The organism is Ramlibacter cellulosilyticus (genome assembly GCF_014297465.1).
Taxonomy (GTDB): domain Bacteria; phylum Pseudomonadota; class Gammaproteobacteria; order Burkholderiales; family Burkholderiaceae_C; genus Ramlibacter; species Ramlibacter cellulosilyticus.
The window spans coordinates 1-26148 of sequence record NZ_JACORT010000010.1 but is presented as its reverse complement, the minus strand read 5'-3'; the positions used below and the strand labels follow the sequence as shown (position 1 = coordinate 26148).

General features: G+C 70.4%; 24 protein-coding genes. 10 read left to right on the top strand and 14 right to left on the bottom strand.

Going from position 1 to position 26148, the window contains the following annotated elements:
• Positions 1 to 28 precede the first annotated feature (28 nt).
• Both dapD and dapC read right to left on the bottom strand, forming a co-directional pair.
• Positions 29 to 853: a 2,3,4,5-tetrahydropyridine-2,6-dicarboxylate N-succinyltransferase gene (dapD, locus tag H8N03_RS20405; protein WP_187078072.1), complete on the bottom strand. Its 825-nt coding sequence runs from the start codon at positions 851 to 853 to the stop codon at positions 29 to 31.
• A gap of 5 nt (positions 854 to 858) precedes the next feature.
• Positions 859 to 2061, bottom strand: a complete 1203-nt coding sequence (gene dapC, locus H8N03_RS20400; protein ID WP_187078071.1) for a succinyldiaminopimelate transaminase — start codon at positions 2059 to 2061, stop codon at positions 859 to 861.
• Between the two features lie 149 nt (positions 2062 to 2210).
• Between dapC and H8N03_RS20395 the strand changes: the two genes are divergently transcribed.
• Positions 2211 to 2651 (top strand): hypothetical protein, encoded by a 441-nt coding sequence (locus H8N03_RS20395; RefSeq protein WP_222623079.1) that lies wholly within the window; start codon positions 2211 to 2213, stop codon positions 2649 to 2651.
• Between the two features lie 3 nt (positions 2652 to 2654).
• Here the strand turns inward: H8N03_RS20395 and H8N03_RS20390 are convergent, their stop codons facing one another.
• The 8 genes from H8N03_RS20390 to H8N03_RS20355 all read right to left on the bottom strand — a co-directional run bounded on the left by H8N03_RS20390 (position 2655) and on the right by H8N03_RS20355 (position 9889).
• Positions 2655 to 3434, bottom strand: coding sequence for a YiiX/YebB-like N1pC/P60 family cysteine hydrolase (locus tag H8N03_RS20390; RefSeq protein ID WP_187078069.1), 780 nt, complete (start codon positions 3432 to 3434; stop codon positions 2655 to 2657).
• A gap of 65 nt (positions 3435 to 3499) precedes the next feature.
• Entirely contained in the window at positions 3500 to 4186 is a 687-nt protein-coding gene (locus H8N03_RS20385) for an ABC transporter ATP-binding protein (RefSeq protein ID WP_187078226.1), read from the bottom strand.
• Positions 4187 to 4191: 5 nt separating this feature from the next.
• Complete coding sequence (locus H8N03_RS20380) at positions 4192 to 4893, bottom strand: ABC transporter ATP-binding protein (protein WP_187078068.1); 702 nt, start codon at positions 4891 to 4893, stop codon at positions 4192 to 4194.
• Positions 4890 to 5819 (bottom strand): branched-chain amino acid ABC transporter permease, encoded by a 930-nt coding sequence (locus H8N03_RS20375; RefSeq protein WP_187078067.1) that lies wholly within the window; start codon positions 5817 to 5819, stop codon positions 4890 to 4892. Before H8N03_RS20375 ends, H8N03_RS20380 begins: the two co-directional genes overlap by 4 nt.
• Positions 5816 to 6730 (bottom strand): branched-chain amino acid ABC transporter permease, encoded by a 915-nt coding sequence (locus tag H8N03_RS20370; RefSeq protein WP_354005152.1) that lies wholly within the window; start codon positions 6728 to 6730, stop codon positions 5816 to 5818. Before H8N03_RS20370 ends, H8N03_RS20375 begins: the two co-directional genes overlap by 4 nt.
• On the bottom strand, positions 6727 to 7896 hold the full coding sequence (locus H8N03_RS20365; RefSeq protein WP_354005151.1) for an ABC transporter substrate-binding protein: 1170 nt from the start codon (positions 7894 to 7896) through the stop codon (positions 6727 to 6729). The genes H8N03_RS20370 and H8N03_RS20365 overlap by 4 nt, the downstream gene beginning before the upstream one ends.
• Before the next feature lie 11 nt (positions 7897 to 7907).
• On the bottom strand, positions 7908 to 8588 hold the full coding sequence (locus H8N03_RS20360; RefSeq protein WP_187078066.1) for an aromatic-ring-hydroxylating dioxygenase subunit beta: 681 nt from the start codon (positions 8586 to 8588) through the stop codon (positions 7908 to 7910).
• A gap of 11 nt (positions 8589 to 8599) precedes the next feature.
• Positions 8600 to 9889, bottom strand: coding sequence for an aromatic ring-hydroxylating oxygenase subunit alpha (locus H8N03_RS20355; protein ID WP_187078065.1), 1290 nt, complete (start codon positions 9887 to 9889; stop codon positions 8600 to 8602).
• Between the two features lie 90 nt (positions 9890 to 9979).
• Here H8N03_RS20355 and H8N03_RS20350 point away from each other — a divergent pair, with 90 nt between their 5' ends.
• Genes H8N03_RS20350 through H8N03_RS20340 form a run of 3 tightly spaced genes read left to right on the top strand, consistent with a single transcriptional unit; the run spans position 9980 to position 12432 of the window.
• On the top strand, positions 9980 to 10921 hold the full coding sequence (locus tag H8N03_RS20350; RefSeq protein ID WP_187078064.1) for a LysR family transcriptional regulator: 942 nt from the start codon (positions 9980 to 9982) through the stop codon (positions 10919 to 10921).
• A gap of 32 nt (positions 10922 to 10953) precedes the next feature.
• Positions 10954 to 11988 (top strand): alkane 1-monooxygenase, encoded by a 1035-nt coding sequence (locus H8N03_RS20345; RefSeq protein ID WP_187078063.1) that lies wholly within the window; start codon positions 10954 to 10956, stop codon positions 11986 to 11988.
• Between the two features lie 54 nt (positions 11989 to 12042).
• Positions 12043 to 12432 (top strand): VOC family protein, encoded by a 390-nt coding sequence (locus tag H8N03_RS20340; RefSeq protein WP_187078062.1) that lies wholly within the window; start codon positions 12043 to 12045, stop codon positions 12430 to 12432.
• Positions 12433 to 12456: 24 nt separating this feature from the next.
• Here H8N03_RS20340 and H8N03_RS20335 read toward each other — a convergent pair whose 3' ends face one another.
• Positions 12457 to 13230: an MHYT domain-containing protein gene (locus H8N03_RS20335; RefSeq protein ID WP_187078061.1), complete on the bottom strand. Its 774-nt coding sequence runs from the start codon at positions 13228 to 13230 to the stop codon at positions 12457 to 12459.
• Positions 13231 to 13373: 143 nt separating this feature from the next.
• Positions 13374 to 14261, bottom strand: coding sequence for a DUF72 domain-containing protein (locus H8N03_RS20330; protein WP_187078060.1), 888 nt, complete (start codon positions 14259 to 14261; stop codon positions 13374 to 13376).
• 169 nt (positions 14262 to 14430) lie between these two features.
• On the opposite strand from H8N03_RS20330, the gene budC reads away from it, so the two are divergent.
• The gene (gene budC / locus H8N03_RS20325; RefSeq protein WP_187078059.1) at positions 14431 to 15195 is read left to right on the top strand and encodes a meso-2,3-butanediol dehydrogenase; all 765 of its coding nucleotides are present in this window, start codon (positions 14431 to 14433) and stop codon (positions 15193 to 15195) included.
• 55 nt (positions 15196 to 15250) lie between these two features.
• Here budC and H8N03_RS20320 read toward each other — a convergent pair whose 3' ends face one another.
• Positions 15251 to 16021 (bottom strand): MHYT domain-containing protein, encoded by a 771-nt coding sequence (locus H8N03_RS20320; RefSeq protein WP_187078058.1) that lies wholly within the window; start codon positions 16019 to 16021, stop codon positions 15251 to 15253.
• 271 nt (positions 16022 to 16292) lie between these two features.
• Here H8N03_RS20320 and smc point away from each other — a divergent pair, with 271 nt between their 5' ends.
• The 4 genes from smc (at position 16293) to H8N03_RS20300 (ending at position 24999) form a co-directional block, all read left to right on the top strand.
• Positions 16293 to 19808: a chromosome segregation protein SMC gene (gene smc, locus H8N03_RS20315; protein WP_187078057.1), complete on the top strand. Its 3516-nt coding sequence runs from the start codon at positions 16293 to 16295 to the stop codon at positions 19806 to 19808.
• Between the two features lie 64 nt (positions 19809 to 19872).
• Entirely contained in the window at positions 19873 to 20901 is a 1029-nt protein-coding gene (locus H8N03_RS20310; RefSeq protein WP_187078056.1) for a cell division protein FtsZ, read from the top strand.
• On the top strand, positions 20898 to 22958 hold the full coding sequence (gene ligA / locus H8N03_RS20305; protein ID WP_187078055.1) for an NAD-dependent DNA ligase LigA: 2061 nt from the start codon (positions 20898 to 20900) through the stop codon (positions 22956 to 22958). Before H8N03_RS20310 ends, ligA begins: the two co-directional genes overlap by 4 nt.
• 70 nt (positions 22959 to 23028) lie before the next feature.
• Positions 23029 to 24999, top strand: a complete 1971-nt coding sequence (locus tag H8N03_RS20300) for a tetratricopeptide repeat protein (protein ID WP_187078054.1) — start codon at positions 23029 to 23031, stop codon at positions 24997 to 24999.
• A gap of 13 nt (positions 25000 to 25012) precedes the next feature.
• On the opposite strand, the gene H8N03_RS20295 is transcribed toward H8N03_RS20300, so the two are convergent.
• Complete coding sequence (locus H8N03_RS20295; protein WP_187078053.1) at positions 25013 to 25432, bottom strand: YbaN family protein; 420 nt, start codon at positions 25430 to 25432, stop codon at positions 25013 to 25015.
• 46 nt (positions 25433 to 25478) lie between these two features.
• Here H8N03_RS20295 and def point away from each other — a divergent pair, with 46 nt between their 5' ends.
• Positions 25479 to 26018, top strand: a complete 540-nt coding sequence (def, locus tag H8N03_RS20290) for a peptide deformylase (protein WP_187078052.1) — start codon at positions 25479 to 25481, stop codon at positions 26016 to 26018.
• Positions 26019 to 26148 lie beyond the last annotated feature (130 nt).

Genomic DNA, 26148 nt, shown 5'->3' with positions numbered 1-26148 from the left:
CCCCGCTCGCGCGGGGAAGGCGGCTTCCTCAGTCTCGCAGCAAATCGTTCAGGCTGGTCGTGGAACGCGTCTTGGCGTCCACTTTTTTCACGATGATGGCCGCATACAGGTTGTATTTGCCACCATCCTTGGGCAGGCTGCCCGAGATCACCACCGAGCCGGCCGGCACGCGCCCGTAGTGCGTCTCGCCGGTGGCGCGGTCGTAGATCGGCGTGCTCTGGCCGATGTACACGCCCATGGAGACCACCGAGTTCTCCTCGACGATCACGCCTTCCACGATCTCGGAACGCGCGCCGATGAAGCAGTTGTCCTCGATGATCGTCGGGTTGGCCTGCAGCGGCTCCAGCACGCCGCCGAGGCCCACGCCGCCGGACAGGTGCACGTTCTTGCCCACCTGCGCGCAGGAGCCCACGGTGGCCCACGTGTCCACCATCGTGCCTTCGTCCACGTAGGCGCCGATGTTCACGTACGAGGGCATCAGGATCGCGCCCCTGGCGATGAAGCTGCCGCGGCGGGCCACGGCCGGCGGAACGACGCGCACGCCGGTCGCGGCCATTTCCTCCGGCGACAGGTGCGAGAACTTGGTCGGCACCTTGTCGAAGAAGGCCAGCTCGCCGGCCTTCATGATCACGTTGTCGTTCAGGCGGAAGGACAGCAGCACCGCCTTCTTGATCCACTGGTGCACCGTCCACTTGCCCACGCCTTCGCGCGTGGCGACGCGCAGCTTGCCCGTGTTCAGTTCGGCGATCACGTGCTCCACGGCGTCGCGCACTTCCTTGGGTGCGGCGGCGGCCGAGAGGCTGGCGCGGTTGTCCCACGCGGTGTCGATGGTTTGCTGGAGCTGCTGGGTCATGGGGATCAGTCTTTTCTGTTCTGGACGAATTGCACGATGCGCTGGGCGGCCTCGACGCACTCGGCGGTGTCGGCGACCAGGGCCATGCGCACGCGGCCGGCACCGGGGTTGACGCCGCCGGCCTCGCGGGCCAGGAAGCTGCCCGGCAGCACCGTCACATTGTATTGAGCGAGCAGGTCGCGGGCGAATGCGGTGTCGCTTCCCCGCACCCCGGCCCAGAGGTAGAAGCTGGCGTCGGGCAGGCGCACGTCGAGCACCTGCTCGAGCAGCGGCGTCACCTCGGCGAACTTGCGGCGGTACTGCTCGCGGTTGTCCACCACGTGCTGCTCGTCGCTCCAGGCGGCCACGCTCGCCTCCTGCACGATCGGGCTCATGGCGCTGCCGTGGTAGGTGCGATAGAGCAGGAAGGCCTTCATCAGCGCCGCGTCGCCGGCCACGAAGCCGCTGCGCATGCCGGGCACGTTGCTGCGCTTGGACAGGCTGGTGAAGGCCACCAGCTTGCGGAAGTCGGTGCGACCGAGCTTCGCCGCCGCTTCCAGGCCGCCCAGGGGCGGCTCGTCGCGGAAGTAGATCTCGCTGTAGCACTCGTCGGAAGCGATGACGAAGCCGTAGCGGTCCTGCAGCGCGAACAGCTTCTCCCATTCGGAGAGCGGCATCACCGCGCCCGTGGGGTTGCCCGGCGAGCAGACGAAGATCAGCTGCGTCTTCTCCCAGGTCGCCTGCGGCACGCTGTCCCAGTCGACGGCGAAATTGCGCTTCGGGTCGCTGGGCGCGTAGTACGGCTCCGCGCCGGCCAGCAGGGCCGCGCCCTCGTAGATCTGGTAGAACGGATTGGGGCAGACGACCACCGCCGGGCGCGTCGGGTCGATCACGGTCTGCGCGAAGGCGAAGAGCGCTTCGCGCGAGCCGTTGATGGGCAGCACCTGGGTGGCGGCATCGACGGCCAGCCCGTAGCGGGTCTCCAGCCAGCCGGCGCACGCGGCGCGCAGTTCGGGCGTGCCCGCGGTGGGCGGATACAGCGCGAGATCGTGCCCCGGGCGGTCCATCGCGGCGGCCAGTGCCTGCTTGATGAAGGCAGGGGTCGGGTGCTTGGGTTCGCCGATGCCCAGGCTGATGGGCCGGTAGGCGGGGTTGGGCGTGACGCCGGCGAACAGTTGCCGCAGCCGCTCGAACGGGTACGGCTGCAGGCGGGACAGCAGGGGATTCATCCCCGGATTATCCCCGGTCGCCCCTCAGGTAGCGCAATGCGGTACCGGCAGCACTGTTTTCCAGTACCAGTGCAGGAAAGTGCTACTGCCTGCACCGCGACCCGCCACAGTCCGCCGCACGAGCATGTGCTCGGGCCCTGGTGAACCGCATGAAGATCGCTACCGCTTCGAAAGTCCTGGCTGCCGTCGCCGCCGCTGCCTCGCTGGCCGGCTGCTACGTGGTGCCGCTGCAGCCCACCCCCGCACCCGCCGGGCCGACGGTGGTGGTGCCTGCCGCACCGCCCCAGCCGGTGACCTTCACGGCGCGGCTGTACCCTTCCAACCCGCTGGCGACCAGCTACGGCATGGTGGCCGCGGTGGTCACGAACGACCTCAACGGCCGCGGCCGGTTCTCCACCGCCCTCGACGGCGAAAGCTTCATGGGCGAGGCGACGCGGGTGGCGGGATCGCAGCGTGACGGCGTCGCCAACGGTGCCGGCAGCCGCGGCAGCTACCTGAACTGCCGCTACACGATGAACTCGCCGACGATGGGCACCGGCACCTGCGTGCACTCCAGCGGAGCCACGTTCACGATGCACATCGGCAGCTGATCGTCACGCCGGAGCGCGCAGGTCCGGCTCCGGTGCCGGCGCGAGCTTCAGGTAGCCCACGACCTGCAGGACCTGCTCGCTGCGCAGCGACGGCACGTCGCCTTCGCGCATGTGCAGCAGGTCCGCCGGGCTGACGAGGCGCGGGTCGGCCTGCGTGAGCGGCAGGCCGGCCCGCCGGTAGGCCTCCAGCACGAACTGCGAGCAGAAGAAGCGGTCGGTGCGGCCCAGGCCCACCTGCATCGCACCCATGCCTTGCAGGCAGACTTCGCGCAGGAGCGAAGGCGTGAGCGGGAGCTCGCACAGGCGGCGCTCGATGGAGAAGGGCGCCTGCAGCAGCACGCCGACGTAGTTGTACTTCTCGCCGAGCGTCTTCGGCACGAAGGCGCGCATCTTCTCCACGTGGTCCGCCTGCACTCCGGGATGGCGGAAGGCCACGACCGTCGCTTCCTCCTCCAGGAATGCGGGCATGGGCCGCTGGCGGATGCCTTCGCCCACGGCTTCGGCCACGTGCCCGTTGCCGATGTACAGCGCCGCATGGCTCACCGGCGACAGCGTCGCCAGGCGGATGCCCAGGGAGGTCATCGCGTTGGCCGAGGAGAGCAGGATGTCGCCGGGCGCCAGTGTCTCCGCGCCGATGGTGAGTGCATCGCGCGGCGGCTGCAGCCCGGGGTTCTGCACCTGCAGGCGCGGGAGTCCCGCTGCGTCTTCGGTGGCGAAGCGCGTGGCGCAGCCGGCGAGCAGGGCCAGGGGGGCGGCAGCGAGGGCGCGGCGACGGATGAGCATCGGGCGATTCTAGGCAGCGGTCGCGCAGACGCCCTCCGCCGGAGGGAGGCACCGTGGGCCGCTTGCTACAGCCCCAGGTAGCGGCTCCACAGCCCGCGGTCGGCGGAGAGGGCCGCCGAGGTGCCCGTCCACGCGACGCGGCCTTTCTCCAGAACCACGTGGCGGTCGGCGAGGCCGACGAGGCGGTGGACGTACTTGTCGACGACCAGCATCGCGTGGCCTTCGGCGCGCAGCACGGCGAGCACGCGCCAGATCTCCTCGCGCACCAGCGGCGCCAGGCCCTCCGTGGCTTCGTCCAGCACCAGCAGGCGCGGGTTCGTGGCCAGCGCGCGTGCCATCGCGAGCATCTGCTGCTCGCCGCCGGAGAGCTGGTCGCCGAGGTGGCCGCGGCGCTCGGCGAGGCGGGGGAACAGGTCGTACAAGGCCTGCGGTGTCCAGCGCCCCGGCCGCGCGAAGACGGTGAGGTGCTCCTCCACCGTGAGGTTGGGAAAGACCTGCCGGCCCTCGGGCACGAGCGCGATGCCGCGCCGCGCGAGCCGGTGCGCAGGCACCCCGGTGACCGGCTCGCCGAGGAACTGCACGCTGCCCGCCCACGGCGGCAGCAGCTGCAGGATGGCGTGCAGCAGCGTCGTCTTGCCCATGCCGTTGCGTCCCAGCAGTGCGACGATCTCGCCGGGCGCCACGTCCAGGTCCACGCCGGAGAGCACCTGGCTGCGGCCGTAGCCCGCATCCAGCCCGCGGACGGAGAGCAGGGCCGTCATGTTTCCGCCTCGCCGAGGTAGGCCGCCACCACGCCGGGGTCGGCGCGCACCTGCGCCGGCGGACCGCTCGCCAGGATCGCGCCGCCCACGAGCACGGAAACGCGGTCGGCGAGGCGGAACACGGCTTCGACGTCGTGCTCGATCAACAGGACGGCGCAGGTGCCGCGCAACGCCGCGATGCGTTCGCCCATGGCCAGCGATTCCTGCGCGCCGAGGCCCGCCATGGGTTCGTCCAGCAGCAGCAGGCGCGGCGCGCACGCGAGGGCCAGCGCGACTTCCAGCGCACGCTGCTCTCCGTGCGGCAGCGCGTCGACGGGGTCGCGCGCGCGTCCGGCCAGGCCCGCGCGCTCCAGCAGGCCGGGCGCCGGTTCCCTCGCACCGCTGGCTTGCGCCGCGAAGGCGAGGTGCTCCCCCACGGTGAGGCTGCGGAAGAGGCGCGTCACCTGGAACGAGCGCACCAGCCCGCGGCGTGCGCGCGCGTGCATCGGCAGGCGCAGGAGGTCCTGGCCATCGAAGCGAGTCGATCCGGCGTCGCTGCGCAGCTCGCCGGCCAGCTGCGCGAGCAGCGTGGTCTTGCCCGCGCCGTTGGGGCCGATCAGCGCGTGGATCTCGCCGGGCGCGACGTCGAGGTCGACACCATCGGTAGCGACGAGTGCGCCGAAGCGCTTGCGCAGGCCGCGCACCTCCAGCAGGTTCATCGCCGCTTCCCCAGCAGGCCGGCGAGACCGCGCGGCGCGAACAGCACCACGGCCAGCAGCACCCATCCCGTCCAGAAGGCCCAGTACCCGGTGTACGCGGCCAGCACTTCCTCCAGCAGCAGCAAGGCGACGGCGCCGGCCGCGCCGCCCCACAGGCTGCCCGTGCCGCCGAGGATGACCATCACGAGCAGCGTGCCGGACTGCGTCCAGTGCAGGTTGTTGGGGCTGACGTAGCCCTGCAGGTTGGCCGCGAGCGCGCCGGCCAGGCCCGCGACGAGGCCGGCCACGACGAAGATCGCGAGCTTCCACCGGTACACGGGCAGGCCCAGCGCCTCGGCGCGTACCTCGTCGTCGCGCAGTGCCCGCACGGCCAGCCCCGCGCGCGACCCGGCGAAACGCGCCAGCGCCGCGAGGCATAGCACCAGCAGGGCGAGTGCCAGGTAGTACAGCACCAGCGGCTGCCGCAGCTCGCCCGCCAGTGGCAGCAGCACGCGCGCGCGCAGCCGCAGGCCTTCGTCGCCGCCCCAGGCCTTGATGGAGTTCGCGAGGTAGAACAGCATCTGCGCGAACGCCAGCGTGATCATGATGAAGTACACGCCGCGCGTGCGCAGCGAGATGGCGCCGATCACCAGCGCCGCCACGCCGCACACGGCCAGCGTGGCGAGCAGGTGCCAGAGCGCGGATTGCTGTCCCTCGGCGAGCAGCACGGCGCTCGCATAGCTTCCCAGGCCGAAGAACGCAGCATGGCCCAGCGAGACCATGCCGGCGTACCCGAGCAGCAGGTTGAGGCTGGTCGCCGCGATCGCGTAGACGAGGACGCGGCTGGCGAGGCTCAGGTAGAACTCCGCGCCGGCCACGCGCAGGAGCCAGGGCAGCGCCATGGCGACGAGCAGCGCGGCGGCCGCGGCGAGCGCACCCGCCCTCATCGGCCGCGCACCGGCCACAGCCCCTGCGGACGCCAGGCGAGCACGCCGGCCATCAGGAGGTACATCGCGACCGAGGCCAGGGCCGGACCGGCGGCGCTGGACCACTGGGGCGGCAGCACCTCGCGCAGCCCCTGCTGCAGCACCGTGCGCCCCAGCGTGTCCACGACGCCGACGAGCAGGGCGCCGAGCAGCGCGCCGCGGATGGACCCGACGCCGCCGATCACCACCACGACGAAAGCCGGAATGAGGATGTTCTCGCCCATGCCGACCTGTACCGCGAGCAGCGGTCCGAGCAGGCAACCGGCCACCGCGCACAGCGCCGCGCCGAAGCCGAACACCGCGGTGAAGAGGCGTGGCACGTCCACGCCCATTGCGGCGCTCATGCGGCGGTTCGAGGCACCGGCCCGCACGAGCGCGCCGATGCGCGTCTGCTGCACCAGCAGGTACAGGAGCACGGCGAGCACGAGGCCGACCCCGATGATCAACAGCCTCCACGCCGGGTACTGCAGGCCCCCGGGCAGGGCCACCGGCCCGGCGAGCGCCTCCGGCGCGGACAGCGGCCGGTCGGCGCCGAACACCATCTTCACCGCGTCGTTGAGGATCAGGATCAGCGCGAAGGTGGCCAGCACCTGCGAGAGGTGGTCGCGGGCATAGAGCGTGCGCAGCAGCGAGATTTCCATCAGCACCGCGACGGCGGCGGTGACCACCACCGCGCCGCCCAGCGCAAGCCAGAAGGAGCCGGTGAGCGGCGCCAGCCACGCTCCGACGAAGGCGCCGATCATGTAAAGCGAGCCATGGGCGAGGTTGATCATGTCCATCACGCCGAACACGATCGTCAGTCCCGCCGCGAGCAGGAACAGCATCAGGCCGTATTGCAGGCCGTTGAGGGCTTGCTCGATGAAGAGCGTCACTTCGGCATGTTGCACTGCTGCACGTACGCATCCCCGTGCGCGCGCAGGATCGGGTCGCTGAAGGACTTGTTCACCAGCCCGCCCTTGCCGTCGCTGCCGATGGTGCGCACGTAGTAGTTCTGCACCGGATACTGGTTGGTGTTGAACTTGAACGCCCCCCGCACCGACTCGAAGCGCGCGGCCTTCAGCGCCTGGCGCAGCGCTTGCCGGTCTTCCACGCGGCCCTTGGCGTCGCGCACCGCGGCGTCCATCAGCAGCGCCGTGTCGTAGCCCTGCGAGGCGTACAGCGTCGGCAGGCGCTTGTATTCCTTCTGGAACTCCGCGACGAACCTGCGGTTCGCCGCGTTGTCCAGGTCCGGCGACCAGTGCGCGGTGTTGAACAGCCCCGCCATCGGCGCACCCACCGCGCTGATGATGTCCTGGTCCGCGCTGAAGCCTGGCAGCAGCAGCATCGTGTCCTTGCTCAGGCCGGCGCCGACGAACTGCTTGATGAAGTTGATGCCCATGCCGCCCGGCAGGAACACGTACACGGCCTGCGGCCTGGCGGCGCGGATCTGCGCGAGTTCGGCCGCGTAATCGAGCTGGCCGAGCTGGCTGTAGGTCTCGCCGGCGATCTCGCCCTTGAAGGTGCGCTTGAAGCCCGCCAGCGAATCCTTGCCCGCCTGGTAGTTGGGCGCGAGCAGGTACACGTTCTTCAGCGACCGCTGGTTGGCGAAGGCACCGGCCGCCTCGTGGTACGCGTCGTTGGGCCAGCTCGCCGCGAAGAACAGCGGGTTGCAGTCCTTGCCCGCGATGGAGGAGGGCGCCGCGTTCGGGCTGATGTAGATCACCTGGTTGTCGATCGCCTCCGGCAACGCCGCCAGCATGATGTTGGAGAACACCACGCCGGTCATGAAGTCGACCTTGTCGCGCTTGACCAGCCGCTCGAACAGCTGCCGGCCGACATCCGGCTTGAACTGGTCGTCGTTCACCAGCACTTCGACGGGCAGGCCGCCCAGCTTGCCGCCATGCAGCTTCACGGCGAGCTGGAAGCCGTCGCGGATGTCGACGCCGAGCGCCGCGTTGGGGCCGGACAGGGTACTGACGAAGCCCACCTTCACCTTGTCCGCTGCATGCGCGGAGGCCGCCAGTCCCAGCAGGGCGGCGAGGACGAGTTTCATGGCCATGGTCGTCTCCTTCAAACCCAGACCTGCAGGACGTAGTCGTAGGGCGCCTGGCCGTTGAACAGGTCCACGCGCTGCAGGCGGATGCGCAATTGCCCCTGTGCATCGCGCACGAGGGTGTGGCGGTAGCGCCCGCCGAAGTGGCGGATCTCGTCGCGGCGCAGCTCCATCATGTGGAAGCGCGAGCGCACCACGATCTCGTCGCCCGCGGATTCGAGCATGACGTGGCTCACGAGGTGGCTGGTCTCCCAGTCCGGCGCCTGCGACCAGGCGTTGGGGTGGTTCACGCGGCCCTTGCGGATCTCCATCATCCGCCGGTCCTCGGCAAAGATCGAGGGCGAGCCTTCCCACTCGACCTGTTCCGGCGTGACCGGCATCCAGTACACGCCCTGCTCGTCGAAGAGGTCGATGAAGGCCTGCCAGTGCTTGCCATCCAGCAGTTCGGCCTGCCGGTAGAGGAACTGCTCCACCTCCCGCTGCAGGCCGCCTTCGGCGAGCAAGGGCGCCGCGGGCGTGGCCTGGCCCAGGCGCAGCGGCGCGCCCACGCCAAGCTGCGGCGCACGCGGCGAATGGTCCGGCGCCACGGATTGCGCGCCGGTGGACGCCTGGGAACCCGCTTCGATCACCACGTCCTGCGCGAGCAGGTGCTCGAAGTCGGGCCCGGCGCTGGGGATGACGGTTGGCTTGCTGTCCATCGCGGCCTCCTTCAGGACGTCATGTACTGCGACCAGGCGCGGAACTGGTTGCGCATCACGGCTTCCGAGGTGCCGTGGTTGGAGTAGGTGACGCCGTTGTCCTCGCGGTCGTCGCCGTACCAGCGGTGGAAGCTCACCCACTCGCCCCCTTTCGACTCCAGTCCGCGCTGGCCCTTGGTCCAGTTCTCCAGGTCGTCGGCGTTGATCATGGTCGCCGGCGAGTTCACGAGGTTGTAGTACCAGAGGCTGCGGCGGTAGATGGCTTCGGGCGCCCCCTTGAGGCGGAAGTGCCAGATTTCCGACAGCGTCTTGTCCGGCGCGATCGGCCGCAGGCAGCGCAACTGCTGCAGCGGGCTCTGCACGGAGAGATAGGGATACACCAGCACGTGGTGGATGCTGCGCGAGAGGTATTCCTCCATCTTCTCCTTGCCGTACGCCTGTTCCAGCAAGGCCTCGTGCTCGCGCGTGTCGGGGTCGTTGGGGCGCAGGCCCATGTAGGCCTTCAGGATGCCGTGGCCGTGCGGGAAGTTGATGGTCTGCACCTTGTCCCACTGCTCGAAGCTGGAGGCGAAGGCGGAGAGGTAGTGGTAGTAGAGCGGCACGTTCTCGCCGTCCGACTTCAGCCGGCGCTCCACGCGCCCGGCGGCGATGCCGGTGGACTGGTGCGTGACGGACGGATGCAGCGCGTCGAGCTGGTTCTCCATGAAGAACTTCCAGTTCGAGTGCTGGATGACGCGATGGCAGATGGGGACGACCTCCACTTCACCGACCGGCGAGCGGTCGCACATGTCGTCGAACGCGACGCGGGCTTCGCCGAGGAACTCGCGCAGCGTGGGCCCATCCGGCACGAGGCTGGCGAAGACGAAGCCGCGGTAGCTGTCCACGCGGGCCGCGCGCTTCATGGCGCAGTCGGGGTTGTCGCGCGTGAGCCGCGTGTTCTCGTAGCCCTGGGCGAGCGGGATGGCGCGCACGCTGCCATCGAGGTGGAAGCTCCAGGCGTGGTACGAGCAGACCAGGGCGCTGCCGGTGTTGCCCTGGCGGTTGCCGATGATCTGCACGCCGCGGTGCGGGCAGCGGTTGTACAGGACCTGGATCCCGCCATCGGGCTGCCGCACCATCAGCATCGGCTGGCGGCCGATGGTGACGGCGTAGTAGTCGCCGGGCGCCTTCACCTGGGACTCGTGGCCGCAGTAGATCCAGATGCGCTCGAAGATCTTCTCCATCTCGGCGTCGAAGATGGCTTGGTCCGTGTACACGCTGCGGTGTACGCGGTCCGGCTCGACGAGGCGGGCGAGGTCCATGGCTTGCTCCAGGGATGCGGCTGGAAAAATTCTAGGAAGCGGGCGTTTTCCCAGCTATCCATGCCAGTCGAATTGCCATAGATTCCGCGAATGCCTCGGGCCGCCCGCGTCGACGCGCAGCTGCAGACGCTGGACATCCGGCGCCTTCGGCACCTGCGCGCCGCGGTCGGCACGGGCAGCCTCTCGGGAGCGGCCGAGATCCTCGGCTTGTCGCAACCCGCGCTGAGCTCCAGCATCAAGTCCCTGGAGGCGGACCTCGGCGTCACCCTGCTGGAGCGGCATCGCTACGGCGTGGCCGGCACGGCCTATGCGGAAACCCTGCTCGAACACTTCCAGCGCGTGGAGGCGGAACTGCAGGCCGCGTGGCTGCGGGTGGGGCGCCTGCGCCAGGGCAGCCGCGAGCTGCAGATCGGCTGCGGGCCCTCGGAGGCGACGCGCCTGCTGCCACGCGCGCTGGCGCTGCTGCGCGAGAGCCATCCGGAGCTGCGCGTCTGCGTCGACTACGGCCTGAACGAACGCCTCATGCCGATGGTGCGGCACGGGCAGATCGCCTGCGCGCTGTCCTCCATCCCGAACAGCGCGGCGCACCCGGACCTGCGGCACCAGACGCTGTACGTGGACCGCGCCGGCGTGATCGCCCGCACGGACCATCCGCTCGCCGCGCGGCGCAGCGTGTCCGCCGCGGAGCTCGCCCGCTACCCCTGGGTGCTGGCGCGCCGCTGGGAGCTGGAACGCAAGGCGCTCGACGAGCTGTTCGCCCGTGCCGGGGTCGCGCCGCCGCAAGCCACGGTGGAAACCGACTCCGCGGTGCTCATGAAATCGCTCGCCCTGGCCGGCGACTTCCTCAGCTTCGTGCCGCTGGAGATGATCCATTGGGAGCAGCAGGCGGGACTGCTGCGGCCGCTGGCCACGGGCGGGCACGTCTGGGAGCGGCACGTCGGCCTGACCACGCGGCGCGACGCGTCCGGCAGCGAAGCGCTCTCGGCCCTGGCCGACGCGCTGCGCGAGGCGGCGCAGGGCATCGCGCGTTGACGGCTTCCCGCGCCCGTCGTCCAATGCGCGCCATGGACGTGCGTGCCCTGCGGTTCTCCGACCTGCGTTTCCTGCTGGTGCTGCTCATTCCGGCCCTGACGCTGGACGCCGTCGTGCACCACCCGCAGACCGCGCCGCTGGCGACGGCGCTCATCTGGCTCACCATCGCCGTCGTGGAGGCGACTTCCCCGGCTCTGGCCCGGTCGCCGGCTCCTGCCGCGCCCGGCTCGCCGCTGCCGTGGCTGCTGCGACTGTACGTGCCGCTGCAGCTTGCCTTGCTGGCCGCGGGGCTGCACGCTGCCTGGCTGGCCTCCTGGCCCACCGTCTTCGGCATCGCCTTCGCCGTGGGCTTCGTCACGGGCGCCTATGGCATCACCTTCGCGCACGAGCTCGGGCATGGCCGCCGGCGCGCCGACCGGGCGCTCGCGTGGGTCCTGATGGGCACCGTCGCCTATCCGCAGTTCATGGTGGAGCACTATCGTGGCCACCACGCGCGCGCGGCGACCCACGACGATCCGGCCACGGCGCGCTTCGGCGAGAGCCTCTGGCGCTTCCTGCCGCGCACGCTCGCCGGCAATTTCCTGGGGGCCTGGCGGCTGGAGGCGCAGCAGCTGGCCCGGCTGCGCCGCGGCTGGTGGACGAGCCCGCTGGCGTGGTGGACGGCCGCGGCCGTCGCGTTCACCGGGCTGCTGGCAGGCGCGGGGCTCTGGAAGCCGCTCGCGTTCTGGGTGCTGCAGGCGGCTTTCGCCGTGTACCTGCTGGAGTCCGTCAACTACCTCGAGCACTACGGCCTGCAGCGCCGCGAAGGGCCGGACGGCCGCCCGGAGCCCTTCGGTGCCGCGCATGCCTGGAATGCCGACCACGCCATCTCGAACACGCTGCTCGCCAACCTGCAGCGCCATTCGGACCACCACATGCACGCGTGGAAGCCGTTTCCCGAGCTGGGAGCGATGCCCGAGGCGCCGCAACTGCCCACCGGCTACGCGGGGACGATCCTGCTGGCGGCCGTGCCGCCGCTGTGGTTCCGGGTGATGCACCCGCGGCTCGCCGCCCGCGCCGCGGCTTGAAGCTTCGCCATCGCTGGCTATCCTTGCCGGATCGCGTCACTGCAGGAGGCCGCCATGCTGTCGCAAGCCAGGATCACCACCATGCTGCCGGTGAAGGACATGCAGCGAGCGCGGGCGTTCTACGAAGGCAAGCTGGGCTTCCGGCCCGACGGCGGCGCGCACGTCGACGGCCGCTACGAGTACGAGTGCGACGGCGCGCGCATTGCCCTGATTCCCCGTGAAGGGGGGACCAAGGCCGAACACACGGCCCTGAGTTTCGAGGTGCGCGACATCGCCGGGCGCATCGGCGAGCTGCAGCGCGCCGGCGTGGTGTTCGAGGACTACGACCTGCCCGGCCTGAAGACGGTCAACCACGTCTGCGTGCTCGGCTCCGAGAAGGCCGCATGGTTCCGCGATCCCGAGGGCAACTACCTGTGCCTGCACGAGGAGGCCGACGAGGGCTAGGAGCCTGCGCAGCCCCTCCCGCGTTCACCGCATCGCGCGCGCCGTCCGCAGCGTGCGCGCGCCGTTCACCCGCTGGAAGAACTGGTCCACCGAGATCACGAAGGCGCTCCCCAGGGCGACGATGGTCACCAGCACGGGCAGGTCGAACGAGGAGACCACGCCGGTGCCGCCCGGCATCGCCAGCGGGTTCGGCACGGTGCAGACGAATCCGGCCGCGGCCATGCCCGTGTAGTGCATGGCGCACACGGCCGTGGCCATCACGAGCGATGCCGCCACGCGCGCCGGCACGTTGCGCACGACGGACATGATGGCCAGGGCGGCGGTGGCCGCGACCCAGGCGATGCCGACGGAGGCGGCGACGAGCGCGCCGTTCCATTCGAAATGGCCGCCGAAGCGCATGCCGTACATCCCCAGGTAGTGCATGGCACAGACGGCGAGGCCGAGGACGGCACCGCCCGCCAGCACGTGGCGGACGCTGCCGGGATGCCGCGCCACCGTGAACAGGGCATAGGCGGTCGCCGCCACGGCGATCACGAGCGAGACGACGGTTTCGACGACGGCATACGCGATGCCCAGCGGGATGCGCAGGGCGAGCATGCCGATGAAATGCATGGACCAGATGCCGATGCCGCCGAGGGCGAGGCCGGCGGCGAGCAGGTTGATGCGGTTGATCCGCTCGTGCGCCGCCGCGATGCGGCCCGCGGCCGTGAGCGCCACGAAGGCGCCGACGGCGGAGATCAGGAAGGAGAGGGCGACGAAGCCGGTGTCGAAGGTGGTGGGCAGGAGCGAAGGGTTCACGGGGCGGGTGAGGAGTGGTCGGGCGCGGCGGATTCTTCCGGGTTAAGCAAAACTCCGGGGGTGATTTGTCGTGCGACAAGTACCGGCGGCGCGCATCCGGGGATGGACGGCGCCTTTCGTGCAGGAGTTCGCTGGAATTCGCCTCAGGCAGGCACCGCCTGCAGGTCCAGCAGCCGCATCAGCTCGCGCGCGTTCTCCGGTGCGTGCCGCTTGTCCGTGTTGTCGAAGTAGCAGTAGACGTCGCGCGCCGCCCGGGTGCGCGCACGCGTGGGGCAGATCAGGCGCGCGTCCTCCGGCTCGCCGCCTTCGCGCCAGGTGGCGATGAAGCGGGCCCAGCGCTCCAGTTCCTCGTCCGTGTAGCGGCTGTTGTACAGCTCGGTGGAACCGTGCAGGCGCATGTAGACGAAGTCCGCGGTGACGTCCTCGTACAAGGGCCAGGGATTGGGCGTGTCCGCCACGACCCAGGAGATGCCGTACCTGCGCAGCAGCTTGATGAAGTCGGGCGTGACGAAGCTCTCGTGCCGCACTTCGACGGCGTGGCGGATGCGCCGGTTGCGACCGGGCTCCAGGCACGCGCGGCCTTCCAGGCGCGCGTCGTGGCGGCAGGCGATCTTCGCGGCGTCGTGCGTGCTGTTCGGCAGCATCTCGAAGAAGGCCTCGAACACCTCCGGGTGGAAGCGCATCATGGGCGGGAACTGCCAGAGGATGGGCCCCAGCTTCTCGCGCAGCTCGAACAGGCCGGAGGCGAAGAAGTTCGCCAGCGCCGCGTCGATGTTGCGCAGCTTCAGCATGTGCGTGATGTAGCGGCTGCCCTTGATCGCGAAGACGAAGCCGGGCGGCGTCTGCTCCGCCCAGGTCGCGTAGCTCGAGGGCAGCTGTAGCGAGTAGAACGAGCCGTTGAGTTCCAGCGAATTGAAGGCGCGCGAAGCGTGCTCCAGCTCGCGCCACTGCGCCAGGCCGCGCGGGTAGAAGTGGCCCCGCCACGGCGTGTAGCGCCAGCCGGAGACGCCGATGTAGACCTTGCCAGCCATGAGGCCTGTTGTGCCATGCGCGGTGCGGCGCCGGATGGCGGCGGCGTCGCACCCGGGTGTCAGCGAAGGCCGGACGCAACGATGGGCCGGGCCTCAGCCATGCACCTCGTCGCGCCCCCGCTCCGCAGGCACCTGTCCCAGAATGGCCGGTTTCGTCGAAGGAGCAGGCATGCAGCGTTTCCAGGACCAGGTCGTGATCGTCACCGGGGCGGGCTCCGGCATCGGGGAAGCCTGCGCGCGGCGCTTCTCGTCCGAGGGCGCAGCCGTGGTCCTGGCGGGGCGCACGCGGGCGAAGCTGGAACGCGTCGCGGCCGACCTGCCGCCGGACCGCACGCTGGTCAAGGTGACCGACGTGTCCAAGTACCGGCAGGTGGAGGCGCTGGTCGAGGCCGCGGTCCGCCGCTTCGGTGGCCTGCACGTCCTGGTGAACAACGCCGGGGTCGCCCCCGAAGGCAAGGTGGACGAAGCCTCGCTCGCCGACTGGGAAGAGGTCATGGCGATCAACGCCGGCGGCGTCTTCCATGGCTGCCGCGCCGCCATGCCGCACCTCGTGGCCACCCGCGGCTGCATCGTCAACATGGCCTCGGTGTCCGGCCTGGGCGGGGATTGGGGGTTGTCCTTCTACAACGCGTCCAAGGGCGCCATCGTCAACTTCACCCGCGCGCTGGCGCTGGATGCAGGGCCGGACGGGGTGCGCGTGAACGCGGTGTGCCCCAGTTTCACCCGCACGCCGATGACCGAGGACATGCAGGAGGACCGCAAGATCCTGGCGAAATTCCGGGAACGCATGCCGCTCGGGCGGCCGGCGGAGCCGCGTGAAGTCGCCTCCGTCGTCGCTTTCCTGGCCAGCGAGGACGCCGCCATGGTGACGGGCGTGGCCCTGCCGGTGGACGGCGGCGTGACCGCCTCCAACGGGCAGCCGAAGATGGGGTGAAGCCCCCGGACGGAGCGGGTGCGCCGGCAGGCTGCCGGCAGCGCTCGACCGCGCGTCAGCGGAATCTGCTGGCCGCCTCGAGGCCCTCGATGTCCTCGGTGCTGTCCTGGTAGACCTGGTACACGACGATCATCGCCGCCGTGGTGAGGGCGACGAAGGCGACGACGGCGGGCAGCTGCGCCGCGCTGAACAGGCCGAAGCCGCGAGGAGCGAGCGTCGGGTCCGTGGTGCAGACGAACTCGGCAGCGCCCATGCCGGTGTAGTGCATGGAGCAGACGGCGAACCCCATCACCAGGGCCGCCCCCGCGCGCAGCAGGCGGGAGCCGGTGTTGAAGGCGAGCCAGAGGGCCGCCGTGGCCGCCAGCACGGCGATGACGGCCGACGCGCCGATGACGCCCGCGTTCCAGCGGATGTAGCCGGAGATCTTCATGCCGTACATGCCGAGGTAGTGCATCACCACCACGCCCATGCCGAGGACGAAGCCGGCGATGAAGAGCCGGCCCAGGCGGTGGGGGGCGCGCGCCACGTAGCCCAGCGCCAGCGAGCTGCCCACGATGGCGGCGAGCAGCGAGACGATGGTCTCCCAGAGGGAATAGCTGCTGGCGGCCTCGAGCTTGAGCGCCACCATGCCGATGAAGTGCATGGACCACACGCCGATGCCGCCGAGCGCCAAGCCGGCCGCCCAGCTGGAGGCGTGGCGCAGGCTGCCGTCCTCCCGCCGGATGCGCTGTGCCGCCGTCAGGGCGACGAACCCGCCCAGGACGGAGACGGCATAGGACAGGGCGACGTAGCCGGGCTGGTAAGAAGAGGCAACAACGACTTCCATGGCGTGCCTTTGATCTGCGTCAAGCGACGGTCCTGCCAGTGTCGCCAAGCCGGCGGGTTTGCCTAGGGAATTTGCTTAATCTGCGCGCGGGCCGTGAAGTAGTACGCGACGGCGCGTTGTGGCGGGGTCGAAAGCCGGTGGCCGCCCCCCGTCCGCGGCCGCCCGGGATGGTGGCCGGCCCCCGGCCTTGCCGGGACCGGTACCGCCGGGCAGGCCCCAGGGGGCAAGTTATCATCCCGCCTCGAACAGCAGTGAGTGGGGACCAGAGGCCGTGCGTCTCAATTCGATCAAGCTTTCCGGGTTCAAGTCCTTCGCCGAACCCACGAACTTCATGCTGCCCGGCCAGCTGGTGGGGGTGGTCGGGCCCAACGGCTGCGGCAAGTCCAACATCATGGACGCGGTGCGCTGGGTGCTGGGCGAGTCCAAGGCGAGCGAACTGCGCGGCGAGTCCATGCAGGACGTGATCTTCAACGGCACCACCTCGCGCAAGCCGGCGTCGCGCTCGTCGGTCGAGCTGGTGTTCGACAACGCCGACCACCGGGCCGGCGGGCAGTGGAGCCAGTTCGCCGAGATCGCCGTCAAGCGCGTGCTGACCCGCGACGGCACCTCCAGCTACTACATCAACAACCAGCCGGTGCGCCGCCGGGACGTGCAGGACGTGTTCCTCGGCACGGGCCTGGGCCCGCGCGCGTACGCCATCATCGGCCAGGGCACGATCAGCCGGATCATCGAGTCCAAGCCCGAGGAGCTGCGCCTGTTCCTCGAGGAAGCCGCGGGCGTCTCCAAGTACAAGGAGCGCCGCCGCGAGACCGAGAACCGCCTGCACGACACGCGCGAGAACCTCACGCGCGTGGAGGACATCCTGCGCGAGCTGAACGCCAACCTCGAGAAGCTGGAGAAGCAGGCCGAGGTCGCCGCGAAGTACAACGAGCTGCAGGCCTCCGTCACGCTCAAGCAGCACCAGCTCTGGTACCTGAAGCGCGCCGAGGCCGAGGCCGACCAGGTGCGCATCAAGGCCGACGCCGACAAGGCGGTGAACGACCTCGAGTCGCGCGTCGCCGACCTGCGCCGCATCGAGAGCGAGCTGGAGACCATCCGCCAGGCGCACTACGCCGCGGGCGACCAGGTGAACCAGGCGCAGGGCCAGCTGTACGAAGCCAGCGCCGAGGTGGGCCGGCTGGAAGCCGAGATCCGCTTCGTGGTGGAAGGCCGCCAGCGGGTGGAGCAGCGCCTCGTCCAGCTGAAGGAACAGACGGCGCAGTGGGCCACGCGCAAGGAAGAAGCCGAGGCCGAGACCGAGAACCTGGCCGCCCTCGCGATGGAAGGCGAGGAGAAGGCGACGCTGCTCGCCGCGCAGGTCGAGGAGCAGGGCCTGCAACTGCCCGACCTCGAGGAAGCCCTGCGCCAGGCGCAGCAGCGCTCCAACGAGCAGCGCGGCGCGGTCAACCAGGTGCAGCAGCAGATCCAGGTGCTCGCCGCCGACCAGCGCAACATCGAGGAGCAGTCGCGCCAGCTGAACCAGCGCCGTGAACGCCTCGTCACCGACAGGAACGCGCTGGCCGCGCCCGACGAGCAGCGCCTCGTGAACCTGCAGCAGCAGCTGCAGGCCGCGCAGGAGGCCGCCGAGACCGCCGATGCCCGCCTGCACGAACTGCAGGAGCAGGTGCCGCAGCTGGACGAAGACCGGCGCGCGAAGCAGCAGGACGTGAACGCGCAGGGCGCGCGCCAGGCCGACCTGTCGGCCCGGATGGAAGCGCTGAAGGCGCTGCAGGAGAAGGTCCGCACCGACGGCAAGCTGCAGCCTTGGCTCGCCAAGCACGGCCTGGGTGGCCTGCAGGGCCTGTGGACGAAGATCCACATCGAGCAGGGCTGGGAAAGCGCGCTGGAAGCGGCGCTGCGCGAGCGCATGAACTCGCTGGAAGTGTCGCGCCTGGACATGGTGCGCGCCTTCGCGGGCGACCCGCCGCCGGCCCGGCTGGCCTTCTACCACGCACCGGCCGCGGGCGCCCCCGAAGCCGCGGGTGCGCTGCCGCGCCTGGCGGACCTGCTGCGCCTGAACGATGCGGGCCAGAAGGCGCTGCTGTCCGACTGGCTGCACGGCTGCTACACCGCGGCGACGCTGGAGGAAGCGCTGGCCGCGCGCGAGAAGCTGCAGGCGGGCGAGGCCATCTACGTCAAGTCGGGCCACGCCGTCACCGCGCACAGCGTGAGCTTCTATGCGCAGGACTCCGAGCAGGCCGGCCTGCTGGCCCGCCAGCAGGAGATCGAGAACCTGGAGAAGCAGCTGCGCGCGCAGGTGCTGATCACCGAGGAAGCCCGCTCCGCGCTGGTGCGCGCCGAGGCGGCCTACAGCGATGCGTCGCAGCGCCTCACGGCGGCGCGGCGCGAAGCGGCGGAAACCCAGAGCCGCGCCCACGAGCTGCAGGTCGAGACGCTGCGCCTGACGCAGCTGGCCGAACAGACCCGCGCGCGCAGCGAGCAGATCGCCGGCGACATGGCCGAAGTGGACGCGCTGCTGGAGGAGCTGCAGGAGCGCCGCGTCTCCGCCGAAGGCCGCTTCGAGGAACTGGACATGCAGCTGGCCGACAGCCAGGAGCGCCATGCCCAGCTCGACGAACGCGTGATCGAGGCCGAGCGCAAGCTGGCCGAGGCGCGCGAGCAGCACCGGAGCCTGGAGCGCCAGGCGCAGGAAGCGACCTTCTCGCAGCGCGCGCTCGAAGCGCGCAAGGGCGAGCTGCAGCGGGCCATCGAGACGGCGTCGCAGCAGACCACGTCCATCGCCGACGAACTGGAGCGGGCGCAGGCGGAACTGTCACGCCTGACCGATGCGGCTGCCCAGGCCGGGCTGCAGAACGCGCTGCAGCTGAAGTCCGAGCGGGAGCAGGTGCTGGGCGCCAAGCGCAGCGAGTACGACGACCTGACGTTGAAGCTGCGCGCGAGCGACGAGCGCCGCCTGCAGCTCGAGCGCGAGCTCGACCCGCTGCGCCAGCGCATCACGGACATGCAGCTGAAGGAACAGGCCGCGCGCCTGGGGCTGGAGCAGTACACGCAGATGCTCACGGAGGCGCAGGCCGACCTGGAAGCCGTGGGCAAGTCGGTCGAGGAAGGCAACGTGCGGCTGTCCGGCATGCAGTCGGACATCGACCGCATCCACCGCGAGATCGCCGCGCTGGGCGCCGTGAACCTCGCCGCGCTGGAGGAACTGAGCACGGCGCGCGAGCGCAAGCAGTTCCTCGACGCGCAGTCCAAGGACCTGACCGAGGCGATGACCACGCTCGAGGACGCGATCAGGAAGATCGACGCCGAGACGCGCGACCTGCTGGGCAACACCTTCCAGACCGTCAACGAGCACTTCGGCCGCATGTTCCCCGAGCTGTTCGGCGGCGGCAACGCCAGGCTGGTGATGACGGGCGAGGAGATCCTCGACTCCGGCGTGCAGGTGATGGCGCAGCCCCCGGGCAAGAAGAACCAGACGATCCACCTGCTCTCCGGCGGCGAGAAGGCGCTGACCGCCATCGCGCTGGTGTTCGCGATCTTCCAGCTCAATCCCGCCCCCTTCTGCCTGCTGGACGAGGTGGACGCGCCGCTGGACGACGCCAACACGGAGCGCTACGCCAAGCTGGTGAGCGCGATGAGCAAGGAAACGCAGTTCCTCTTCATCAGCCACAACAAGATCGCGATGGAGATGGCCGAACAGCTGATCGGCGTGACCATGCAGGAGCAGGGCGTCTCGCGCATCGTGGCGGTGGACATGGAGTCCGCCGTGTCGATGGCCGAAGCTGCATGATCGCGAAGCGCATTTCCCACCCTCTCCCGCTTGCGGGAGAGGCCCGGGGTGAGGGCCGCGCCGCATGAGCGGTTTCACGGTAGGTCTCGCGATCCTCGGCGGGCTGCTGCTCGCCGCGATCGTGGCCTGGAACGCGTGGACCACGCGACGCAACACGCCGCGCCAGCCCGAGGTGGCCGTCGCGTCCGCCCAGGCGGCCAGCGTGCTGCAGGAGCCGATCGAGCCCGTGTTCGACGATGCGCCGCTCGCACCCTTGCCGCTGCCGGAACGCAAGCCGGGACTGGACGCGCTGATCGACGCGCTGGCGCAGATCGCCGTCGACACCCCCGTGTCCGGTGAAGCGGCGCTCGCCGCGCTGCCGCCGACGCGCCGTGCCGGCAGCAAGCCCTTCGCCATCGAAGGCCGCAACGAGGCGAGCGGCGAGTGGGAAACCCCGCGCAACGGGCAGCGCTACACCGCCTTCCAGTCCGGCGTGCAGCTCGCCAACCGCAACGGGGCGCTGAACGACATCGAGTTCTCCGAGTTCGTGGTGAAGACGCAGGCCTTCGCCGACGCGATCAACGGCGCCGCCGAATTCCCCGAGATGCGCGACGAGGTGGCGCGCGCCCGCGAGCTGGACCAGTTCGCCAGCAGCCACGACGCGCAGCTGGGCTTCACCCTGCGGGCACGCAATGCGGCCTGGAGCCCGGGCTACGTGCACCAGAACGCCGCGCGCTTCGGCTTCGTCGCCGGCGCGATCCCGGGCCGGCTGGTCCTGCCGGCATCGCAGCCCGGCGTGCCGCCGGTGCTGGGCCTGTCTTTCTCGACCCAGGCGGCCCTGGCCGAAGACCCTTCGCATTCCGCGATCCGCGAAGTCACGCTGAGCCTCGACGTCACCCACGTCCCGCGCAACGAGCAGCCCTTCGTGCGCATGCGCGACGCGGCCATCGCGCTCGCCGCGTCCATGGACGGCCTCATCACCGACGACGACGGCCGCGTGATTCCGGCGGAAGCGCTGGACGCGATCGGTGCCAGCCTGGAAAACCTCTACGACACCCTGGACGCCCGCGACCTGTCGGCCGGCAGCGACCAGGCCCGCCGCCTCTTCTCATGAGCATCCCCGCGAAGGATCGCGAGCGCGCCCAAGCCCTGCGCGAGCTGCTGCATCACCACAACCACCGCTACTACGTGCTCGACGCGCCGGAGATCGCGGACGCCGAGTACGACAAGCTGTTCCGCGAACTGCAGGCGCTGGAGGAGCAACACCCCGGACTGCTCTCGCCCGACTCGCCGACGCAGCGCGTGGGCGGCAAGGTGCTGGAGGGTTTCGCCAAGGTGCGCCACAGGGTGCCGATGCTTTCCATCCGCACCGAGACGGACATCGAGGCGAGCGGTGCGCGCAATTTCGACGCGCGGGTGCGGCGTGAGCTGGGCCGCAAGGAGGGCGACCCGCCGGTCGACTACGTCGCGGAACTCAAGTTCGACGGGCTCGCGATCAGCCTGCGCTACGAGCACGGCGTGCTGGTGCAGGCGGCCACGCGCGGCGACGGCGAGGTGGGCGAGGATGTCACCCAGAACATCCGGACGGTCGGCCAGATCCCGCTGAAGCTGCACGGCCGCGACGTGCCGCCCGTGCTGGAAGTGCGCGGCGAGGTCTACATGCGCCGCGACGACTTCGAGCGGCTGAACGAACAGCAGCGCGAGAAGATCGCCAAGGGCGCGAAGAACGAGAAGACCTTCGTGAACCCGCGCAACGCGGCCGCCGGCGCCGTGCGCCAGCTCGATCCGGCGATCGCGCGGCAGCGTCCCCTGAGCTTCTACGCGTACGGCTGGGGCGAGATCGTGGGCGGGCCCGCTTTCGAGACGCACCACGAGGTGCTGCAGGCGCTCAAGGGCTGGGGCGTGCCCGTGTCGGAGCGGGTGGTCGTCGCGCACGGTGCCGACGACCTCATCGCGTACCACCAGGCGGTGGGCCGCGACCGCGACCAGCTGCCGTTCGACATCGACGGCGTGGTCTACAAGGTGAATTCGCTCGCGCTGCAGAAGCAGCTCGGCTTCGTCACGCGCGAGCCGCGCTGGGCCGTCGCGCACAAGTTTCCGGCGCAGGAGCAGATGACGACGGTGGAGTCCATCGACGTCTACGTCGGCCGCACCGGCAAGCTCACGCCGGTGGCACGCCTGCAGCCCGTGTTCGTGGGCGGCGTGACGGTGACCAACGCGACGCTGCACAACGAGGACGAGGCGCGCCGCAAGGACGTCCGCATCGGCGACACGGTGGTCGTGCGCCGTGCCGGCGACGTCATCCCGGAAGTGGTCAGCGTCGTGCCGGAGAAGCGCCGGGACGGCGCCGAACCGTTCACCATGCCGCGCACCTGCCCGGTCTGCGGCTCCGCCGCGGTGCGCGAGGAGGGCGAGGCCGACTACCGTTGCACGGGCGGCCTGTTTTGCAGCGCCCAGCGCAAGCATGCGATCCTGCACTTCGCGCAGCGCCGCGCGATGGACATCGAAGGCCTGGGCGAGAAGCTGGTGGACCAGATGGTCGACGCCAACGTGATCCGCACGCTGCCGGACCTGTACCGCCTGGGCCTGCAGGGCCTGGTGGCGCTGGAGCGCATGGGCGAGAAGTCGGCGCAGAACCTGCTCGCGGCGCTGGAACAGTCGAAGTCCACGACCTTGCCGCGCTTCCTCTACGGCCTGGGGATCCGGCACGTCGGCGAGTCCACCGCGCGCGACCTGGCGCGGCACTTCGGCAAGCTGGACGCGATCATGGACGCCGGCCTGGAGCAACTGCTCGAGGTCCCCGACGTCGGTCCCATCGTCGCCGAGAGCGTCCATGCGTTCTTCCAGCAGCCGCACAACCGCGAGGTGATCGAGCAGCTGCGCGCCTGCGGCGTGCACTGGGAGGAGTCGGAGCCGGTGGCCCAGGCGCCGAAGCCGCTCTCGGGCAAGACCGTGGTGCTCACGGGCACGCTGCCCACGCTCACGCGCGACGAGGCGAAGGAGATGCTCGAAGCGGCGGGCGCCAAGGTGGCGGGCTCGGTGAGCAGGAAGACCGACTACGTCGTCGCCGGTGCCGAGGCGGGGAGCAAGCTGGACAAGGCCCGCGAGCTGGGCGTGGCTGTCCTCGACGAAGAGGGCCTGCGCCGGCTGCTCGCCGGAACCGTGGCGTAGGCGCCGCAGTTCGCTCCAAAGGCTGTAGCGTGGCCGCGGCCTGCGTGCCTATAGTGGCGCAGGAGGAGCCATGCACCCGAGAACGATCTGCGCGGCTTTCGCGTTCGCGGCGGCGCAAGCTTTCGCGCAGCCGGCCGCGGAACCGCCTGCCGCTGCCGCGAGCGGGGAGCAGCCCGCGGCACCGGCACCGGAACCGACGTGGAGCGAGCTCCTCGCCGCGAACCGGCACGCCGAACTCGACGCGCAGATCGGCGCGGCCCTGGAGGCGAGCCTCACGGACCTGGCGCGCTACCGCGCCACGCAGAAGGCCCTGGGCGCGCTGGAGTACGCGCCGCCGCAGACCAGCGAGCGCTTCGACGCGTGGGTGGCCGCCACCGGCAGCGGCATCGCGCACCTGGTGCGGGGCGACTTCCACCTCCACCGCGCACAGGTGAAGCGCGGTACCGAGTTCATCGCCAACACGCATCCGGACGCGATCGCGCGCATGCGACAGCTGCTGCCCAAGGCGCGCAGCGACTACGAGGCGGCGCTCGCCAGGCTGGGGCCGCGCTGCGATGCCTGCTACGGCGGACTGCTGGCCGTCGGACTGCTGGAAGGCCGGCGCGCAACGGCCACCAGCCTGATCGACACGGCCATCCAGGCGCTCGACGGCGGCATCGCCACGCCGCTCGCGTACCTGGACTACCTCAAGCCGCAATGGGGCGGGGCGCCGGGCGAGGCGCAGCGCTTCGTCGACCGCTTCGCCGCCGACAACCCGAACCGGCCGGCGATCCCGGTCCTGCGCAGCGTGCTGCTCGTGGGCCGCAGCTGGGACCTCCACCAGCAGCACCGCTACGACCAGGCGCTGCTGCTCGCGCAACAGGCCGCCACGCTCGATCCCGGCCATGCGAAGGCCTGGGAGCGCGTGGCCGGCGAAGCCCTGATGCTGAAGCAGTACCCGCTGGTGCTGGAAGCCACCGACCACGCACTGGCGGTGAATCCGCAGCTCGGGCCGGCGCTGAACTACCGCGCGAGCGCGTTGCTGCAAGGCCCCACGCCGCTGGAGGCGGTGCCCTTCCTGGAGCGCGCCGTCGCCAAGGGCGACGAATGGGCGCTGAAGGCCTTGCTGCCCATCGTGGCGGCCGGGCAGTACGGCTTCCAGCCCGACCGCGAACGTGCCGAGAAGATCTGCAGGAGCGCCATCGACGCATTGATGCCTGCCGGCTTCGCGTGCATGGGCGGGCTGGAGTACTTCGGCATCGGGCGCAAGGCGGACCGCGCCAAGGCGCGGCAGTGGTTCCTGGAGGCGGCCGACCGCGGGGTGGAAGTGGCCATGGTCGATGCCGCGAAGATGCTGCTCGCGGGCGACGGCGGTCCGCGCGACGAGGCGCGCGCGATCGCGCTGCTGCGCGAGGCGCACCAGCGCGGCGAGCCGCGCGCCGAACCCATGCTGCGCGGCGAGCTGTCCCCGGTGGCGTACGTGCAGCACGTGCAGTGGCCGGATGCCCGCCAGCGCATCCGCGATTCGCTGCAGGACCACCGCGCGCAGACGCGGGCCATGCTCTACGTCGCCTGCCTGATGCTCGGCTCCGCGTTCTGGGGCTTCATGTACCGCGCGGGAGACAAGCCGGCGCAACGGCTCGCGGGCCAGTACCACCTGCGCGCGGGTTGGCTGCTGCGCCTGCTGGTGCTCGTGAACCTGGCCGTGGTGGGCGCGGGCCTGTTCTTCGCCCGCTTCCTGGCGCCTTCGCAGCAGGTGTGGGGCTACGCGGCGCTGGGGCTGTTCCTGCTGGCCGCGCTCTACCTCGTGTACGCCGCCTTCTGCACGCGCACCTGGTTCGACGACCGCGCGCTGCACTTCGACTCGCCGCTGGGCGGCCGCAAGACCATCCGCTTCGACCGCATCGCGGAGGTTGGCTGGTCGTGGGTGGCGCAGTGCGACTACGTGGAATCGGCCGACGGCGTGCGCATCTACGTGTCGCAGATGCTGCACGGCTGCGCGGAGCTGTACCAGCGCATCGAGGCGGAGCAGGGCGAGTCGGTGACGCAGCCCCTGGCCTGAACCGCGCGGCGGGTCAGTCCTGCGGCCGCTGCTCCGGCCGCTTCCACAGCCAGACGAGCACCGCCGCCATGCCGGCGACGGGCACGACGACCACCAGCGCCCATTCCGCGGGAACGAACACCGGCATGCTGGCGGCGCTGCCGCCCATCATCGCCGTGCTGAACCACTTGGCCCGGCGCGGCACGACGCCGGCTTCGTTCCAGTCGCGCAGGTAAGGGCCGAAGCGCCTGTGCGTCAGCAGCCACCGATGCAGGCGTGGCGAGCTGCGTGCGGCGGCCCAGGCCGCCACCACCAGGAAGGGCACGGTGGGCATGACCGGCAGCACGATGCCCACCACCGCCAGCACGAGGCAGAGACCCGCCAGGCCCTGCAGCAGCCAGCGGACGGGGGCGGAGAGCGCGCGGGCGCCCGGGGGGAGTTGCGTGTCGGTCACGGTGCAACGATAGCAGCGTGCGGCGGCGCCGCGCTATGCTCTTTGGATGACCGTGCGTGAAATCTTGAAGATGGGAGACCCGCGCCTGCTGCGGGTGGCGCAACCGGTGCGCGAGTTCGACACGCCCGAGCTCCGTGCGCTGGTGGCGGACATGCAGGACACGATGAAGGCGGCCAGCGGCGCCGGGCTCGCCGCGCCGCAGATCGGCGTCGACCTGCAGCTGGTGATCTTCGGGACCGACGAGGCCAACCCCCGCTATCCAGAAGCGCCGCCGGTGCCGCGCACCGTGCTGCTCAATCCGGTGATCACGCCGCTGGGCGACGAGGAGGAGGAGGGCTGGGAAGGCTGCCTGTCGGTTCCCGGCCTGCGCGCGTCCGTGCCGCGCTGGAAGCGCATCCGCTACAGCGGCCACGACCTGCGCGGCCAGCGCATCGAACGCGAGGCGGAAGGCTTCCACGCCCGGGTGGTGCAGCACGAATGCGACCACCTCATCGGCAAGCTCTACCCGATGCGGGTGCGGGACTTCACCAAGTTCGGGTTCACCGAGGTGATGTTTCCGGGGCTGGATGCGGGCGAGGACGATTGAAGACGCATGTCATTGCGGGCTTGACCCATGCCTGTCCGGAGATTTCAAAGGAGAGGCAGTTGGGCGGGGGAGCCGTCGCTTTCATCGTAGAGCGACACCTCGCTCAATAGCCGTTCCAGAGGGACTTTCT